Origin of the sequence: Pseudomonas sp. G1002 (assembly GCF_013385455.1) — a bacterium.
GTDB lineage: Bacteria > Pseudomonadota > Gammaproteobacteria > Pseudomonadales > Pseudomonadaceae > Aquipseudomonas.
In genome coordinates, this window is the sequence record NZ_JACAPY010000036.1 from 17,914 (window position 1) to 33,153 (window position 15,240).

At 59.7% G+C, this 15,240-nt stretch carries 15 protein-coding genes; 7 read left to right on the plus strand and 8 right to left on the minus strand.

What is annotated here, in order from left to right:
• The first annotated feature begins 369 nt into the window (after positions 1–369).
• The gene (gene oprI / locus HX801_RS23695; RefSeq protein ID WP_003172710.1) at positions 370–621 is read left to right on the plus strand and encodes an outer membrane lipoprotei OprI; all 252 of its coding nucleotides are present in this window, start codon (positions 370–372) and stop codon (positions 619–621) included.
• Positions 622–753: 132 nt separating this feature from the next.
• On the opposite strand, the gene HX801_RS23700 is transcribed toward oprI, so the two are convergent.
• From HX801_RS23700 to HX801_RS23710, 3 genes are all read right to left on the minus strand, one after another.
• Entirely contained in the window at positions 754–1,722 is a 969-nt protein-coding gene (locus HX801_RS23700; RefSeq protein WP_008437756.1) for a L,D-transpeptidase family protein, read from the minus strand.
• 72 nt (positions 1,723–1,794) lie between these two features.
• Positions 1,795–2,088 carry a hypothetical protein gene (locus HX801_RS23705; RefSeq protein ID WP_003218723.1) on the minus strand — a complete coding sequence of 98 codons (294 nt, stop codon included), beginning with the start codon at positions 2,086–2,088 and terminating at the stop codon, positions 1,795–1,797.
• Positions 2,089–2,146: 58 nt separating this feature from the next.
• Complete coding sequence (locus HX801_RS23710) at positions 2,147–2,752, minus strand: arylesterase (RefSeq protein ID WP_003218725.1); 606 nt, start codon at positions 2,750–2,752, stop codon at positions 2,147–2,149.
• A gap of 10 nt (positions 2,753–2,762) precedes the next feature.
• Between HX801_RS23710 and HX801_RS23715 the strand changes: the two genes are divergently transcribed.
• Positions 2,763–3,446, plus strand: coding sequence for an ABC transporter ATP-binding protein (locus tag HX801_RS23715; RefSeq protein ID WP_003218726.1), 684 nt, complete (start codon positions 2,763–2,765; stop codon positions 3,444–3,446).
• Complete coding sequence (locus HX801_RS23720; protein WP_177022851.1) at positions 3,446–5,956, plus strand: ABC transporter permease; 2,511 nt, start codon at positions 3,446–3,448, stop codon at positions 5,954–5,956. The genes HX801_RS23715 and HX801_RS23720 overlap by 1 nt, the downstream gene beginning before the upstream one ends.
• 46 nt (positions 5,957–6,002) lie before the next feature.
• Here the strand turns inward: HX801_RS23720 and greB are convergent, their stop codons facing one another.
• Positions 6,003–6,476 (minus strand): transcription elongation factor GreB, encoded by a 474-nt coding sequence (greB, locus tag HX801_RS23725; RefSeq protein ID WP_008437752.1) that lies wholly within the window; start codon positions 6,474–6,476, stop codon positions 6,003–6,005.
• Between the two features lie 152 nt (positions 6,477–6,628).
• Complete coding sequence (locus HX801_RS23730; protein ID WP_177022852.1) at positions 6,629–7,858, minus strand: hypothetical protein; 1,230 nt, start codon at positions 7,856–7,858, stop codon at positions 6,629–6,631.
• A gap of 304 nt (positions 7,859–8,162) precedes the next feature.
• On the opposite strand from HX801_RS23730, the gene HX801_RS23735 reads away from it, so the two are divergent.
• Genes HX801_RS23735 through HX801_RS23745 form a run of 3 tightly spaced genes read left to right on the plus strand, consistent with a single transcriptional unit; the run spans position 8,163 to position 11,632 of the window.
• Complete coding sequence (locus HX801_RS23735) at positions 8,163–9,089, plus strand: ABC transporter ATP-binding protein (RefSeq protein ID WP_177022853.1); 927 nt, start codon at positions 8,163–8,165, stop codon at positions 9,087–9,089.
• Complete coding sequence (locus tag HX801_RS23740) at positions 9,086–9,811, plus strand: ABC transporter permease (protein ID WP_177022854.1); 726 nt, start codon at positions 9,086–9,088, stop codon at positions 9,809–9,811. The genes HX801_RS23735 and HX801_RS23740 overlap by 4 nt, the downstream gene beginning before the upstream one ends.
• A gap of 15 nt (positions 9,812–9,826) precedes the next feature.
• Positions 9,827–11,632 (plus strand): Gldg family protein, encoded by a 1,806-nt coding sequence (locus HX801_RS23745; RefSeq protein ID WP_177022855.1) that lies wholly within the window; start codon positions 9,827–9,829, stop codon positions 11,630–11,632.
• A 4-nt stretch (positions 11,633–11,636) separates the two neighbouring features.
• Here the strand turns inward: HX801_RS23745 and HX801_RS23750 are convergent, their stop codons facing one another.
• The 3 genes from HX801_RS23750 to HX801_RS23760 form a co-directional block, all read right to left on the minus strand.
• The gene (locus HX801_RS23750) at positions 11,637–11,945 is read right to left on the minus strand and encodes a hypothetical protein (protein WP_065882405.1); all 309 of its coding nucleotides are present in this window, start codon (positions 11,943–11,945) and stop codon (positions 11,637–11,639) included.
• A 256-nt stretch (positions 11,946–12,201) separates the two neighbouring features.
• A complete protein-coding gene (locus tag HX801_RS23755) occupies positions 12,202–12,636 on the minus strand; it encodes a DoxX family protein (RefSeq protein WP_003218737.1) in 435 nt (144 codons plus the stop codon).
• 104 nt (positions 12,637–12,740) lie between these two features.
• Complete coding sequence (locus HX801_RS23760) at positions 12,741–14,162, minus strand: transglycosylase SLT domain-containing protein (RefSeq protein WP_102368437.1); 1,422 nt, start codon at positions 14,160–14,162, stop codon at positions 12,741–12,743.
• Between the two features lie 238 nt (positions 14,163–14,400).
• On the opposite strand from HX801_RS23760, the gene HX801_RS23765 reads away from it, so the two are divergent.
• Entirely contained in the window at positions 14,401–15,207 is an 807-nt protein-coding gene (locus HX801_RS23765; RefSeq protein WP_177022856.1) for a TatD family hydrolase, read from the plus strand.
• The last annotated feature ends 33 nt before the right edge of the window (positions 15,208–15,240 follow it).

The following is a 15,240-nucleotide window of genomic DNA, read 5'->3' on the forward strand; positions in this document are numbered from 1 at the left end:
CAGTTGAAGCTTGAGACGAACACGCGCTCTTAAAGTCACCTCAACATGCACAAAAGATACCGAATGGCGAAAAGACAATCTGAACAATAGTGTCAGGGACGATATATAAAATGACTTATGTTTACATGGCTTAACACATGCCAGCCGGCCCTTTCAGGCTGGATCCAATCCTCGGCCGAGTGCAAAAATCTGCATATTTTTTATACAGACTCTCGAAAGATTAGCCAAAATAGATTGGACGCGAGAATTTTTTTTGCTTCTTGCGCTACGTCAGTTTACTTACTACAAGTAATGGGTAGTATGTACGCCGGCTATTAGCTCACTCTGAGAAAGTAGCCATTTAATAGAAAGTCCTTGAAGGGGAACACGATGAACAACGTTCTGAAATTCTCTGCTCTGGCTCTGGCCGCAGTTCTGGCTACCGGTTGCAGCAGCGTCTCCAAAGAAACCGAAGCTCGTCTGACTGCAACTGAAGACGCAGCAGCACGCTCCCAGGCTCGTGCAGACGAAGCCTACCGTAAAGCTGATGAAGCTCTGGCTGCTGCTCAAAAAGCACAACAGACTGCTGACGAAGCTAACGAGCGCGCTCTGCGCATGCTTGAAAAAGCAAGCCGCAAGTAATAATCCTCCGGGGTTGTTATCAAGCCGATCCATTCTTGGATCGGCTTTTTTTTGCCTGTGATTTGGCTGGATTCCAGACAATAAAAAACCCGTCACCGCGCGAGGCGATAACGGGTTATGGATCGTGCAGGCTTACTGCTGCAGATCGACCGGCGTACTCGATACCATCGGCGCCCCGCCGGGTACACCGATTTCCGTCGGCAAACCGTCTTCAGCCGCAACCACGTCACGCACCTGGTCCCAGTTGACCCGCAGGTTGCTGGACAGGTCTTCACGCTTGAGCAAGGCGTTGATGACGGCGGTGTGCTTGTCGACGACCGATGGGGTGCCATCGTCGTTCAGCGGCGTATGGGCTTCCAGGTAGACCTTGCCCCCGGCCGCGCCGAACTTGTAGGCGTCGTTGATAATCCGCACCGACGTGCCCACCGGCACCATGTCGGCCATTTCCAGCACGTTGTTGTTGAACATGCGGAAGCAACCGTGGCTGGTACGGGTACCGATGCCGAACTTCATGTTGGAACCGTGGATCAGGTAGCCCGGCGTGCCGAGGGTGAACTTGAACGGCCCCAGCGGGTTGTCCGGGCCGGCCGGCACGACGTTGGGCAACGGGTCGCCATTGGCGGCGTGTTCTGCCTTGATCGAGGCTGGCGGGGTCCAGGTCGGGTTCGGGATCTTGCCCGTGATGGTGGTGTGGGCCACTGGCGAGCCCCAGCCTTCACGGCCAATCCCCAACGGGAACGTGTACACCACGTTCTGGCCCTTGGGGTAGTAGTAGAGCCGGTACTCCGCCAGGTTGATCACGATGCCTTCACGCGGGCCGGGCGGCAGGATGAAGCGCGTCGGCAACACGATCTCGGTACCCGCTCCCGGCAGCCAGGCATCCACGCCCGGGTTGGCCGCGACCATCTCCGAATAACCCAGGTCGTAGGTGGTGCCGAGGTCCGCGAAGGTATCTTCGTACTTGGCCTTGATCACCTGGACCTGGCCAACGATATCTTCACCCGGTGGCGGCAAAGGCAACTGCAAGGCTGCAGCAGGACCGGCCGCGCAGAGCGCAGCGAGAGACAGGCAACAGGTGACGGCGGAAAGGCGCGACAACATCCGGGAATTCCTTCGCAGATCGACGGGTAGTAGAAAATGGATTGTACACGGCTGCCCGGCGGGCACCCATATTCAAAGCTCGAAGCGCAGCTCCGGCCAGATCGGCGGTGTGCCGCGTTTTTGCGACTCGAGGATCGCCCGGCACAGGGGGCACAAACGCTGGTCCTGGAAGATCGAGCGATCCACCGATGACCAGCGCGGCTGGGCAGGCAACAACGTGCCGCAGAGGGTGCGGTCGATGGACCCGCCCAACTCCAATTGACGCGTCACCAGATGCACCCGGACTTCCTGGCAGGCGAACAGATCCAGCTGTTCGTCAGGCTCGATCAGTTGGTAGGCAAACAGTGACCAGGCAGGACGCGACATCGGGGGCTCCAAATCGGGGGGGCGCCACCTTAGCCGAAAGACCGCTGCTAGAAAAGCGTCATAGCAGTGGTTTTAGCGTTGGCCAGACATTTTCCAGCAACTTGCCCTGCGCGCCAACCGCCGGGTGCAATTGGTCAGCCTGCATCAGGTCCGGATGACCACCGACGCCTTCAAGGAAAAACGGCACCAGCGGGACGCTTTTTTCCTTGGCCAGGGCCGGGTAGACATTAGCAAACGCGGTGGTGTATTTCGGCCCGTAATTAGGCGGCAACTGCATGCCCAGCAGCAGCACCTTGGCACCGCTGGCCTTGGACTGTTCAATCATCGATGCAAGATTTTGTTTCAATTGCTCGGGTGGCTGCCCACGCAGGCCGTCATTGCCGCCCAGCTCAATGATCACCAGGTCCGGCTTATGCTCTGCAAGCGCCGCCGGCAGCCGCGCCCGGCCTCCGGCACTGGTGTCGCCGCTGATGGAGGCGTTGACCACTTTATCGTCGAAACCTTCGCTCTTGAGCCGTTGTCCCAACAACGCTACCCACCCTTTGCTGGTATCCAGCCCGAAACCGGCACTGATACTATCGCCAACGATCAGGACTGTACCCGCCGCTGCGTTCTGGGCCATGCACATCAAGGCCAGGCCAGCACTCAAAAACCACATTCGCATTGGATTCTCCATGGGCGCAAGCATTCTCACCGCGCGAAACCTTAGCAAAGTGGTTCCCAGCGCGGAAGGTGAACTGACTATCCTGCACGAACTGAGCCTGGAACTGAACAAGGGCGATAGCCTGGCTATCGTCGGCGCCTCCGGTTCCGGCAAATCCACCCTCCTCGGCCTGCTGGCCGGCCTCGACCTGCCCAGCAGTGGCGAAGTCACCCTCGCCGGCCAGGCCCTGAGTACCCTCGACGAAGACCAGCGTGCACGCATCCGCGCCGAGCACGTGGGGTTTGTGTTCCAGTCCTTCCAGTTGCTCGACAGCCTCAACGCGCTGGAAAACGTGATGCTGCCCCTGGAGCTGGACGGCCGCAAGGACGCCCGCGAGCGCGCCAAACACCTGCTGGAGCGTGTCGGCCTGGGCCAGCGTCTCACCCACTCGCCGCGCCAACTCTCGGGGGGTGAGCAGCAACGGGTAGCGATTGCCCGGGCGTTTGCTGCCGAACCGGACGTGCTGTTTGCCGATGAACCCACCGGCAACCTCGACAGCCATACCGGCGAGCGCATCAGCGACCTGCTGTTCGAACTCAACAAAGAGAGCGGCACGACCCTGGTGCTGGTGACCCATGACGAGCGCCTGGCCCACCGTTGCCGTCGCCTGATCCGTCTTGAAGCCGGCCTGATGGTCGCGCCCCTGGAGCCTTGATGGCACGCTTGCCCTTGTTGCGCCTGTTCAGCCTTGCCCTTCGCCAGTTGCTGCGCGATGCCCGCGCCGGCGAACTGCGTGTGCTGTTCTTCGCCCTGCTGGTGGCCGTGGCCGCCAGCACCGCCATCGGTTACTTCGGTGCCCGCCTGAACGGCGCGATGATGTTGCGCGCCACCGAGTTCCTGGCGGCCGACCTGGTGCTGGAAGGCAGTTCACCCGCCCGCACCGAGCAAATCCAGAGTGGCACCGAGCTGGGCCTGCAGCACGCCAGGGTGGTGGAATTCTCCAGCGTGATTGCCACTGACGCTGGCATCCAGCTGTCCAGCATCAAGGCGGTCAACGAGGCGTATCCGTTGCGCGGCGAGCTGAAGAGCGCCGCCGAACCCTTCGCCGAAGAAACTGCCGGAGGTGGCCCCAAACCCGGTGAAGCCTGGGTGGAAGCACGGCTGTTGACGGCACTGAACCTGAAAATCGGCGACAGCATCGACGTCGGCATGAAGACCCTGCGCCTTTCCCGCGTGCTGACCTATGAGCCGGATCGCGCCGGCAACTTCTATAGCCTGACGCCCAGGGTGATGATCAACCTGGCCGACCTTGACGCCACCGGCGTGGTGCAGCCCGGCAGTCGCGTGAGTTATCGCGACCTGTGGCGAGCGCCACAGGGCGGCACCGTGCTGCAAACCTATCGCGACCTGGTCAAGCCCGGCCTGGCTGCCAACCAGCGGCTGCAGGATGCGCGCGACGGCAACCAGCAGATCGGCGGCGCGCTGGGCAAGGCCGAACGTTACTTGAACATGGCCAGCCTGGTGGCGGTGCTGCTCTCCGGCGTGGCCGTGGCGCTCTCGGCCAATCGCTTCGCCAGCCGACGCTTTGATGCCAGCGCCTTGCTGCGCTGCCTCGGGTTGTCGCGACGCGAAACCATGTTGCTGTTCAGCCTGCAATTGGCCGTGCTGGGGTTGCTGGCCAGCCTGACCGGCGCCCTGCTCGGCTGGCTGGCGCAATTGGGCCTGTTTGCGCTGTTGCATGACCTGCTGCCGGCGGACGTTCCACCCGGCGGGCTGCTGCCGGCCGTTGCCGGGATTGGCACCGGGCTGGTAGCCCTCGCCGGTTTCGCCCTGCCGCCGCTGGCCGCCCTGGGGCGGGTGCCGCCACTGCGGGTATTGCGCCGCGACTTGCTGCCAATCCCTTCCAGCACCTGGATGGTCTACGGTGCTGCGCTCTTCGCCCTGGGCCTGATCATGTGGCGCTTGAGCCTCGACCTGGTGCTGACCTTCGCCCTGCTGGGCGGCGGCGTGATTGCCGCGCTGGTTCTCGGCGGCCTGCTGCTCCTGTTGCTGCAAAGCCTGCGACGCCTGCTGGCCCGGGCCTCCTTGCCCTGGCGCCTGGGGCTGGGCCAGTTGCTGCGTCATCCCCTGGCGGCCGCGGGGCAGTCACTGGCGTTCGGGCTGATCCTGTTATCGATGGGCTTGATCGCGTTGTTGCGCGGCGAATTGCTGGACACCTGGCAGAACCAGTTGCCCAAGGACGCCCCCAACTATTTCGCCCTGAACATCCTGCCCGCCGACAAAGACACCTTCGGCGCACGCCTGCTGGAATTACAGGCGCAATCGGCTCCGTTGTATCCGGTGGTACCGGGACGACTGATCAGCATCAATGGCGCGCCAGTGCAGGAGATTGTCAGCAAGGACTCCAGCGGCGATCGTGCAGTACAGCGAGACTTGAGCCTGACCTGGGCCGCCGACCTGCCACCGGGCAACAAGCTGACGGCGGGCTCCTGGTGGACAGCGCAACCGACCGACGAGATTCCAGGCGTCTCGGTGGAAGCCAAGGTCGCCGACAGCCTGAAACTCAAGCTCAACGATCACCTGGTGTTTACCGTCGGCGGGGAAAACCGCGAAGCGCGGGTCACCAGCCTGCGAGAAATCAACTGGGACAACTTCCAGCCCAACTTCTTCATGATCTTCCAGCCCGGCACCCTGAAGGACCTGCCGGCCACCTACCTGACCAGCTTCTACCTCGCACCCGGCCATGACCAACAGATCGTCGACCTGTCCCGGGCCTTCCCGGCGGTGACCATCCTGCAGGTGGAGGCACTGCTGGAACAACTGCGCAGCATCCTGGCCCAGGTCACCCTGGCGGTGGAGTACGTGCTGTTGTTTGTCCTGGCAGCGGGGATGGCCGTGTTGTTCTCCGGGCTCCAGGCAACCCTCGATGAGCGGATTCGCCAGGGCGCCCTGCTGCGGGCGCTGGGGGCTGAGCGCAAGTTGCTGGTCAAGGTCCGGCGTATCGAGTTCGGGTTGTTGGGCGCAGTCAGCGGGCTGTTGGCAGCGCTGGGCACTGAACTGGTGACACTGGTGCTGTACCGCTACGCGTTCGACCTGACCTGGCACCCGCATCCGTGGCTATTGCTGCTGCCGGTGATCGGCGCCGTGCTGATCGGCGGTGCCGGCGTGTTCGGCACCCGCCGCGCACTGAATGCCAGCCCGTTGACCGTGCTGCGCGAGGGCTGAAAACGCAAATGGCCCGCACGCGTTCATGCGTACGGGCCATCCGTTGTCACTTCACATATTCGATAGCGGTGATCCACCAGCACACTTCGCCACTCGGGGTCTGCACGAGCGCCTCGTCATCCACTTCCTTGCGCAACAGTGCCCGGGCCATGGGTGAGTCGATGGAGATGTAGTCCATACGCTCATAGATCTCGTCGTACCCCACGATGCGAAACCGCTTGGTCTCGCCCTGTTCGTTTTCAATCTCCACCCAGGCGCCGAAAAACACCTTCCCTTCCTGCTCGGGCATGTACTCGACCACGCGCATGTCTTCCAGGCGCTTGCGTAAATAACGCACCCGACGATCAATTTCCCGCAGCAGCTTCTTGTTGTACTGGTAGTCGGCGTTTTCGCTCCTGTCCCCCAGGGAGGCCGCCCACGTCACTTTGCGGGTGGTATCAGGGCGCTTTTCTCGCCACAGGTAATCAAGCTCCTTTTTCAGGGCCTCATGACCTTCTTTGGTAATCAGCTTGGTGCTCAAAAGCTCTACATCCCCTGGAAGTTTGCATTTTTCAGACCCGCTGCCGCATCAGGCACAACGCATTTAACGCCCGATGTCGGCTGTGGGGGTCGATGATAAATGAACTCGGGAAAGTAGCCAGACCCACCGGCGGATTCCGGCAACGACGCGTATCAGTCAGCCTCCGTCTGGGTCGGGCCGCATTCAGGCTGGCCGCGCCCGTTCTCGCCAAGCCATGCAAGTGACTCATCCAGGGATTGAAGCGTAACCCTCAGGTTGTCCCGCAGGACAGGCAACTGGAACAGCGCAGCCGTCAGCTGTTGCTCCTTGAGGCGCACCGCAAGGTCACGGTCATGCAACTGGGCTTCCTGGCTCTCCAGGTAGCGCGCACGCTCGTCCATTCGACGCTGCTCTGTCTGGTTCAGCGCCGAGCTGCCAGCCAGATGCTCCTCCCGGAGGGCCAGCGTGCGGGCCAACTGTTCCAGGGACGTTTCCTTTTCGGCAATCCTATCGGCACTCCGCTGACTCTCCTGCTCAAGGTCAGCCTTTTCCTGGCGCAGTTCGAGACGCAACTGATCAAGCGCTTCTTCCTGCTTGAGCACGCTGAGCTTTTGCTGCGTCAGCTCCTGTGACAATCGGGAAAGATTGGCCAGCGTATCGTCCACTTCAAACAACGAGGCTGACTCATTCCGGGCAGGCATGGGCGGCGGCGCCTGGGGGACCGGTTCAGGTTGTTGGACTATGGGCGCCGGCACTGGCGCAGCGACAGCAGGCGCCTCGATCGGTGCCTGTAGTGGCGCCTCAACGAGCGGCTCGGATATCTCGAGCTCAGCCTCGGGCGCCTGCGCCACCGGCTCGGGCAATGACCGCGCAGGCTCTGAAGGATCGGGGGACCTGGGAGCAGACACCATTCTTGAGGAGAAACGAATCGACGGCACGATCAACGTATTGCTTTCAATGGCGGGCAAACCGGGCGCCGACGTTCCCAGGGTAATCACCTTCATCACCAGGGATTTCTTGATCGTCAACGAGTGATGATCTTCAGGCCTGGCCGGGGGCAATTTGCAGCCTTTCAAATCAACAAAATGAAAGGGAATCTGAGTTTCGCCGCTGCTTGCAGATTTTGCCCCGGGAGCAGCCGCGAGCGTCAGGATTTGCTTGAAGACATGGGTCGCTATTTGCAGGTCTTCCTTGGAGTCTATCGCCCCCAGAAAGTAACGTTCGGACTTTTTGCGCAACGCTGCGATGTACACCCGTGAACTACCGGGCTCTGTTTCTTCATCCAGACTGTAGGCAAGAAAGTTTGAAGAGATCTGCGCCACCGCAAAACCACAAAGCAGTGCACCATTGACCGGTGCATCATGCCCGGACTGTTCAAGAACAAGGGTACGTAGAAGCAGCATGACATCAGGCTCCATTTCAAATTGGCATAAACTTTAAATAAACACCAAATAAACAACGACTGTAATTAAATCATCAAAAGCAAAACAATTGTTTCAGCGAGTCATAGTCTGGCATGTAGGACTTATCTTATTCAGCCCCCTCAGCATTTCCAAGAGCGTTTATTGAACGTACCATTTTTTAACAGTGCGACACCGGAAAAGCTTCAACATAAAAAGATTTCAAGCATTGAATTTCGAACATTCACAACCTGCTGTTCACCCAGGTTAATCCAGCCTTGCCATATCCATTCAGTAGAAAAGCATAATGATCGAGATAACGAGCCTGACAAAAACCATGGGCGGAAAAAACATTATTCATGACTTCTCATTCAACGCCCAACCCCAGGAATGCCTCGGGCTGTTTGGAAATGATGGTGCGGGAAAAACAACTATTATCAAAATGATCTCAGGCTCGACTACACCCTCTTCAGGCCATATAAAAATATTCGGTAACGATATCGCCCTGAACGCATTCCAGGCAAAGAAAGTCACCGGCTACCAGCCAGAGCGACTCTTGAGCCATGGTGCAATGAGTGTAAAGGCCTTTCTCGGTTTCATTGCCGAAATACGCGGATTCCGCGGCGCGGAAAAACGCAAGATGATTGACCGGGCAGTTGCACGGCTTGAGTTGTGGCGGATACTCAAAAGCCCGGTGGAAACCCTCACGGACGGGTTGAAACGCAAGGTAGCCATCGCCCAGGCAATCCTGCATGACCCCGGCCTGCTGTTGCTCGACGAGCCAACAGAAGGTCTGAGTGCCGACCAGAAACACAAAGTCAGAATGCTCATCAAGTCGCTCAGCGACGAGATGACGATCATTGTCGCGTCCCGTGCGCCGGAAGAACTGACCGGTATTTGTAACCGCGCACTGGTGATAGCCGACGGCCGATTGGTGGCAGACGCTTCGGTGCCCGAACTGCAGCGCAGCTCCCGTCATCACCAGGCGGTCACCCTTGCAGCCGACACACCGCTGGACCTGTTGGCCCTGGCGGTATTGCCCGGGGTCGCCGGCATCGAGGAAGACCGCGAGACTCCCGGCACAGTGACCGTACTCGCCCTGCCGGGGCAAATCATCTACCCCCACATCAATGCACTGGTCACCCAGCGCCGCTGGAAGCTCAATGCCCTGAACCTGGAAGCCGGGCGCCTGGATGACGTTGTGCACCATATGAGCCAGGAGGCATCGATTTGAAACTTCTCCCGGTCATATTCAAGCGTCAACTGGTCAGTTATTTTTCGGCTCCCGTCACTTACCTGAGCACTGCGGTTTTCCTGACAGCAGCTGCTGTATTTGGCTTCCACTCAACCCGGTTACTGGAAGTCGGCAGTGCCGACTTGCAGGGCTTCTTCCAGTTGCACCCCTGGCTCTACTTACTGTTGACACCTGTTCTATGCACTCGGCTTTGGGCCGACGAGCCCACCACCGGTTCCATGGAGTTCCTGAAAACCCTGCCCGTCACACGTTTCGAGATAGTGGTCGGAAAGTTTCTGGCGGCCTGGATTGTTTCCGGCGTGGCCCTGCTGTTGACCTTCCCGATAGTCATCACCGTCAACTATTTTGGCAATCCGGACAATACAGTCATTGCGTCACAATACCTGGGAAGTTGGGTATTGGCCGGATGTTATCTATCCGTGGGTTGTTTTATCTGCGCACTGACACACCATCGCGCGATTATATTCACCGTAACCCTGTGCTTGCTGCTGACCGCCAGTGGCCTGTCATCCATTCTTGATGCGATTGAACATCAAGTTCCGGTATGGCTGATTGACCGCCTTCTTTCCCTGAGCCCGTCTGCGCGTTTTGCCGCCATTGACCAAGGGGTACTGGCTCTTCAAGACAGTTTGTACTTCATCAGTATGATCATCGCCTTTCTTGGCGCGACGGTCATTGTCCTGAATGTAAGAAACGGTTGAGAAGGACACATCACGATGAAAACGCGACTAAGTGCCAGCCTCACAATTATCACGCTGCTGTTACTGTTTCTCGCTTTTAACCTGGTCTGGGCACTGAAACTTCCAAATCCACGGCTGGATTTTTCGGAACAGAACATCCATACACTTTCCGATCCTGTACAGGCTATGCTCGGTTCACTGGAAACACCGGTGGATCTGTACTTCTTCAATTCAAGCAACCGTGCACACAAAGCCAACGCCGTTGAAAGCTACGCTAAACGGGTAGAGCTGCTGCTCAAGGAATATGAAAAAGCGGCAAAGGGCAAAATCAACCTGCACCTCATCGACCCCACCCCTTTTTCTGAAGATGAATACAAAGCCAGGTTACTGGGTCTTGACGAACAACACGGATTCTTCGGCCTGGTGGGTACCAGCGCGGGCCATGCGCCCCATAGCATCCCGTCATTCAGCCCGGACCGGGAGTCACTGCTGGAGTATGAAATCAGCCATTTGATTCATAAGGTGATCCACCCCGAGCAACCCATTGTGGGCGTGATCTCCCGGCTGCCAATAAACGGTGAGCGAGATGAACGCAACGGCGTTAATACGCCTCCCTGGCAGGTGTTGCAGGAGATCCGTCGCCAGTTCAACGTGGTGAGCCTGGAGCCGGGTATCGCGCAAATTCCTGAACACGTCAAAACCCTGATGGTGGTTCATCCCGGCAACCTGCCTGACCAAACCCTTTACGCAATAGACCAGTTTGTATTGGGCGCAGGCAAGTTGATGATGTTTATCGACCCGCTTGTCGGGCTGGACACCAGCGTCACGGCCCCGGAAAACCCCAGGCTGGAGGCATTGCTGTCCGCCTGGGGCATCCAGATGCCCGCGAACAAGGTGATTGCCGATCGCGACTATGCCACTTCGGTGATCCTGACCACGGGCCAGCCGCCTGTGCGCCATCCCGCGGCACTGACCTTGCCCCGCCAGGCGATGGCACAGGATGACATCAGCGCCTGGAAACTTCACAACGTCAACGTCTTGAGCAGCGGCGCCCTGGCCCCTGCCAAGAGAAGCCGCATGACCTTCACCCCGTTGCTGCAAAGCTCCGCGCACGCCGCGCTGTTTGAGGCAGAGCGCTTCGCCCTGCCAGCGCAGCTCAATTCACTGATCAATGAAACAGCCACTCGCGCTCAACAACAGGTGATCGCCGCCCGCGTCGAAGGGCCCGCCTATTCCGCCTTTCCTGACGGCATCAGTGGGCGTAACACCGGCTTGCAAAAGGCTGCGAACATCCATGTGGTCGTGGTCGCCGACACTGACCTGCTCAGCGATCGTGTGTCTGGAATGCTCCAGAAGCATCGCGCGGCGGGTAGCCCGTTGTCAGATAACGCGATGTTTGTATTGAACACCCTGGACAACCTGGCGGCGCCCGATGCACTGATGAACATTCGCCCCCGTGCAGGCGGTGCTCGATCACTGCAGGTGCTGCAGGCAATGCGCGAAGACGCGGCACTGGCCTACGGTGAGAAGTCCGCCGAACTGGCGCAACGCCTGGAACAAACGGAAAAGGAATGGCAACTGCTCAACCCCCCGACAATTTCCCCGGGCCCTCAGGCTGCAACCTCCAACACACTGCTGCAAGCGCTCAACAAGGAGCGGTTGCGAATCCCCATGGAAATTCACGCGCTGAAGGTCCAGTCATACGCCGAGGTTCACGCCCTGGAACGCAAAGTGAAGCTGCTCAATATCGTGCCTGTACCGCTGATACTGTGCCTGATTGCGGGGGGTATTTTCCTGTTGCGTCGCCGTCGCCGGCATCTGCCTTCAGCAGCGTTCTACTGAGGGCTCAACGCCGGGCGATCAGCCCTTGCCGGGCAATGCGGGTCAGTTGGCGTATCACTTCGGCCGCGTCGCTGGCACTGGGCGCCTGAATGACGGCCAGGTCGAAGCTGTTGGACGCAAAGCGCGCAAGGGAGTCGCCGTCTTCGACAAACTGGATCAGAAAGGCCGAAGGCCGCCCCGTGCGGCGCGGCCAGCCATCAAGATAGCGCAGCAACGTCGGCTGATGCTTGCCGCCCAAGAGGATTTTAGGATTGCGTTGGGTCAGGTCCGCGGTGATCGGGGCCAGGCGTATGAGGGGGCGTAGTGCATTCATTGTGTCGTGTCTCTGCCTCAAAAGTCTGCGGGCAGGTGAGAGGCAACACCGAACCAGCGCTTTAGCGGAATTTCGAAGCTGGCCCATGGCTCTGGCTTCTGTCGGGACTGTGATCAGTCACCCGTGGCGCCCCGCAATTAGCTGTTTAAATCGGCGCATGGGCAACATCCTAGAGAAGCCTGTAGGGCGGTGTCAAGAATCCCGAGCAACGAAAAGGCCCGCACTGGGCGGGCCTTTTAAGGGGGGGGTCGCGGTATCAGTGAGTGATGGCGCGGTCTGCGGACAATTTGCCCGCACCTTCCAACAACACGGCCAGCGTACCGCCCAGCAGCGCCAGGGCGAACTCGTAGCCGTTGTTGGCCATGAACAAACCGTTATGGATATGCACCGAGAAAATCGCCACCAGGGAAATGATCGACAGGCCGAGTGCCGCCGGCCGTGCCAGCAAGCCAATGATCAGCGCCAGCCCGGCGAAGAACTCGGTACCACCGGACAGCACCGCCATCAGGGTACCTGGGGCCAGGCCGATACTTTCCATCCACTGGGCAGTGCCCGCCAGGCCGCCGCCGCCAAACCAGCCAAAGAGCTTTTGCGAACCGTGGGCGGCGAAGATGATCCCGACAAAAATCCGCAGGACAGTCAGGCCGTAGCCGGCGCGGGTGGAGAGGATGCGGGTGATCAATGGGCTCATGCTGATAATCCTTTTCAAGGTAGGGGTTGGGTTGGCCGCTATATTAATCAGTTTAAGCAATGATAAAAGCCGATAAAGCGGCTCATTATGATCGAATTAATAGATCATTTACGTGAGGCAACCCGTGGCGCTGCCGGCTCCAACGACTCCCGCTCACGATCAAACGCCAGGTAATACTTGTTCACGCTATTAACATAGCTGACGCCGCTCATTCCCACCTGCTCCATGGCAATGCGCTCGACCTGGAAAAACCATTGGTTTGGGTTAAGCCCCCGCCGCCGCGCCTCGGCACGCATTCCCTGGACCCGCTCGGGCCCCATGTTGTAGGCCGCCAGCACAAACGCCATGCGCTCGCGCTCGTTGAGCTTGGGGCTTGAGAAGAACTTGCGCCGGATCATCGCCAGGTACCGCGCGCCCGCCTGCACATTGTTGTCCAGGCTTTCGATGTTGTTCACCCCGACCCGCTGCGCCGCCGATGGCGTGATCTGCATCAGCCCGGTGGGGCCGCCGCTGCTGCGAGCGCCAGGGTCCAGGGCAGACTCCTTGAACGCCAGCGCGGCCAGGTTCAGCCAGTCCATGCCCTGCTCGCGGGCATGCTTTTGCAGCACCGGGCGCAGTTTTTCCAGGCGCTGGCGGTCGACGCGAGCCAGTGGATAACGTACCTGGTAGAGGCGGCGGTAGATGCGCTGGAACGCCACATCCTGATCGGACGGCGTGCGGTAGGTCTTGAGGAAGCGATCAATACTGGCCCGCAGCATCGAGGCATCCTGGCGCACAAACCAATACTCTTCTCCCGGCTCGCTGATGGTCACTTGCCGGTCGAAACGCAGCTTGGGCAGGATCTTCGCCCAGCGTTCGGCAATCGGCCGCTCGACAATGGTCAGGTGGAAAATCCCGGCCTGTACCATCTCCAGCACGTCCTCTACCGCGAGGCTCGGATCCACCCATTCCACCTTCACCGGCGGCAATTTGTGCAGCGCCAGCTTCTGGTTGACCTGGCTGATCGCATCCGACGCGGCACTGCCCGTGGTCAAGGCCAGCGTGCGCCCGGACAGTTGCTCCAGCCGGGTAAACCGCCGCTCGCCCTTCAGCCCCACCAGCCATAACGGCACGTCGCTGGCGATCGGGTCGCTGGTGGCAATCTTGTGGGCGGCCTTCACATCCAGCAATTCGCCGGGTGCCACCAGGTCGCCCTCGCCACGGGCCAATGCGCCAATCAGCTGATCCTTGGCCTTGGGAATAATCTTGAGGTTGATTTCCTCGCCGTCACGGGCGTGACCGTTGAGGTATTGCTCGAAAGCGCGCAGGCGATGGTATTCAACACCGATGGCCTGGCCCTGGACTTCGCCGGAACTGTTGCGGCTCTGGTTGACCAATACCCGCAAGGTGCGGCTGCTGCGGATTTCCGCAAGGTCGCGGACCTTGCCGGGCCGGGTCACTTCCAGCGGCCCGTCCAGACGCGCAACCGCCGCCATGGGCAGCAGTAACGTCAGGCACAACACAAGCAACGCCGAGGGTCGGATCATCCGCTCTCCGGAAGAAAGAATACTGCCCATTGCTTCGCGAAAAACGAGGCGTTGGGGGACAGAAACAGAGCGCCATGAGCGCAGGCTTTGGGCGCAAGGGTGGCACGGCAGATGGCGACAAACCAAACACGGTGTTACTTGCGACTTTCAAAGACAGCTTTAACTCGTTGTAGTTCTTGGCTTTTCTTATAAATCTACAGCTCTGATATGCTTTCCGACCGCAGGCGGAGGTAGCACCATGCAACTCATTGATATCGGCGTCAACCTGACCAACCCAAGTTTCGACGAAAAGCACCAGGCCGTTCTCGACCGTGCCTACGCCGCCGGGGTGAGCCAATTGGTGCTCACCGGTACCAGTGTCGACGGCAGCGAACAGGCCCTGGAGCTGTGCCAGCAACTGGACGAAAGTGGCCAACGCCTGTTCGCCACCGCCGGCATTCACCCCCACTCTGCCAGTGACTGGAACGCCGAAAGCGCCAGGCGCCTGCGCGGCCTGCTCAAGGAAAGTCGCGTGCGTGCGGTGGGTGAATGCGGGCTGGATTTCAACCGAGATTTCTCCCCGCGCGCCCAGCAGGAAAAAGTCCTCGAAGAACACCTGGCCCTGGCCGTGGAGTTGAAGCTCCCGGTATTCCTCCACGAACGTGACGCCAACCAGCGCCTGCTGGAAATCCTGCGGGACTACCGCGATCACCTGTCGGCCGCCGTGGTGCACTGCTTCACCGGCGAGCAGCGGGCGCTGTTCAGCTACCTCGACCTGGACCTGCATATCGGTATCACCGGCTGGATCTGCGACGAACGCCGTGGGACGCACCTGCATCCGCTGGTCAGGGAAATTCCCCGGGGCCGTCTGATGCTGGAAAGCGACGCGCCCTACCTGCTGCCTCGCACCCTGCGGCCCAAGCCGAAAAACGGTCGCAACGAACCCGCCTATTTACCGGAAGTCCTACGGGAGGTCGCGTTGCACCGCGAAGAAACCGTGGAAGACCTGGCGCAACACAGCACCGCCTGTGCCCGCGCCTTCTTTGGATTGCCTGTGCCGGATTGACGCGGCGCATTGACCCATATCAAAACCCGGCAT

What these genes read in the sequence shown, in the direction of transcription:
- HX801_RS23755 (WP_003218737.1), bottom strand. Translation starts at nt 12,636, where the DNA reads ATGAGCCCATTGATCACCCGCATCCTCTCCACCCGCGCCGGCTACGGC.
- HX801_RS23750 (WP_065882405.1), bottom strand. Translation starts at nt 11,945, where the DNA reads ATGAATGCACTACGCCCCCTCATACGCCTGGCCCCGATCACCGCGGAC.
- HX801_RS23715 (WP_003218726.1), top strand. Translation starts at nt 2,763, where the DNA reads ATGGGCGCAAGCATTCTCACCGCGCGAAACCTTAGCAAAGTGGTTCCC.
- HX801_RS23730 (WP_177022852.1), bottom strand. Translation starts at nt 7,858, where the DNA reads ATGCTGCTTCTACGTACCCTTGTTCTTGAACAGTCCGGGCATGATGCA.
- HX801_RS23700 (WP_008437756.1), bottom strand. Translation starts at nt 1,722, where the DNA reads ATGTTGTCGCGCCTTTCCGCCGTCACCTGTTGCCTGTCTCTCGCTGCG.
- HX801_RS23745 (WP_177022855.1), top strand. Translation starts at nt 9,827, where the DNA reads ATGAAAACGCGACTAAGTGCCAGCCTCACAATTATCACGCTGCTGTTA.
- HX801_RS23760 (WP_102368437.1), bottom strand. Translation starts at nt 14,162, where the DNA reads ATGATCCGACCCTCGGCGTTGCTTGTGTTGTGCCTGACGTTACTGCTG.
- HX801_RS23710 (WP_003218725.1), bottom strand. Translation starts at nt 2,752, where the DNA reads ATGCGAATGTGGTTTTTGAGTGCTGGCCTGGCCTTGATGTGCATGGCC.
- HX801_RS23765 (WP_177022856.1), top strand. Translation starts at nt 14,401, where the DNA reads ATGCAACTCATTGATATCGGCGTCAACCTGACCAACCCAAGTTTCGAC.
- HX801_RS23720 (WP_177022851.1), top strand. Translation starts at nt 3,446, where the DNA reads ATGGCACGCTTGCCCTTGTTGCGCCTGTTCAGCCTTGCCCTTCGCCAG.
- HX801_RS23735 (WP_177022853.1), top strand. Translation starts at nt 8,163, where the DNA reads ATGATCGAGATAACGAGCCTGACAAAAACCATGGGCGGAAAAAACATT.
- oprI (WP_003172710.1), top strand. Translation starts at nt 370, where the DNA reads ATGAACAACGTTCTGAAATTCTCTGCTCTGGCTCTGGCCGCAGTTCTG.
- HX801_RS23705 (WP_003218723.1), bottom strand. Translation starts at nt 2,088, where the DNA reads ATGTCGCGTCCTGCCTGGTCACTGTTTGCCTACCAACTGATCGAGCCT.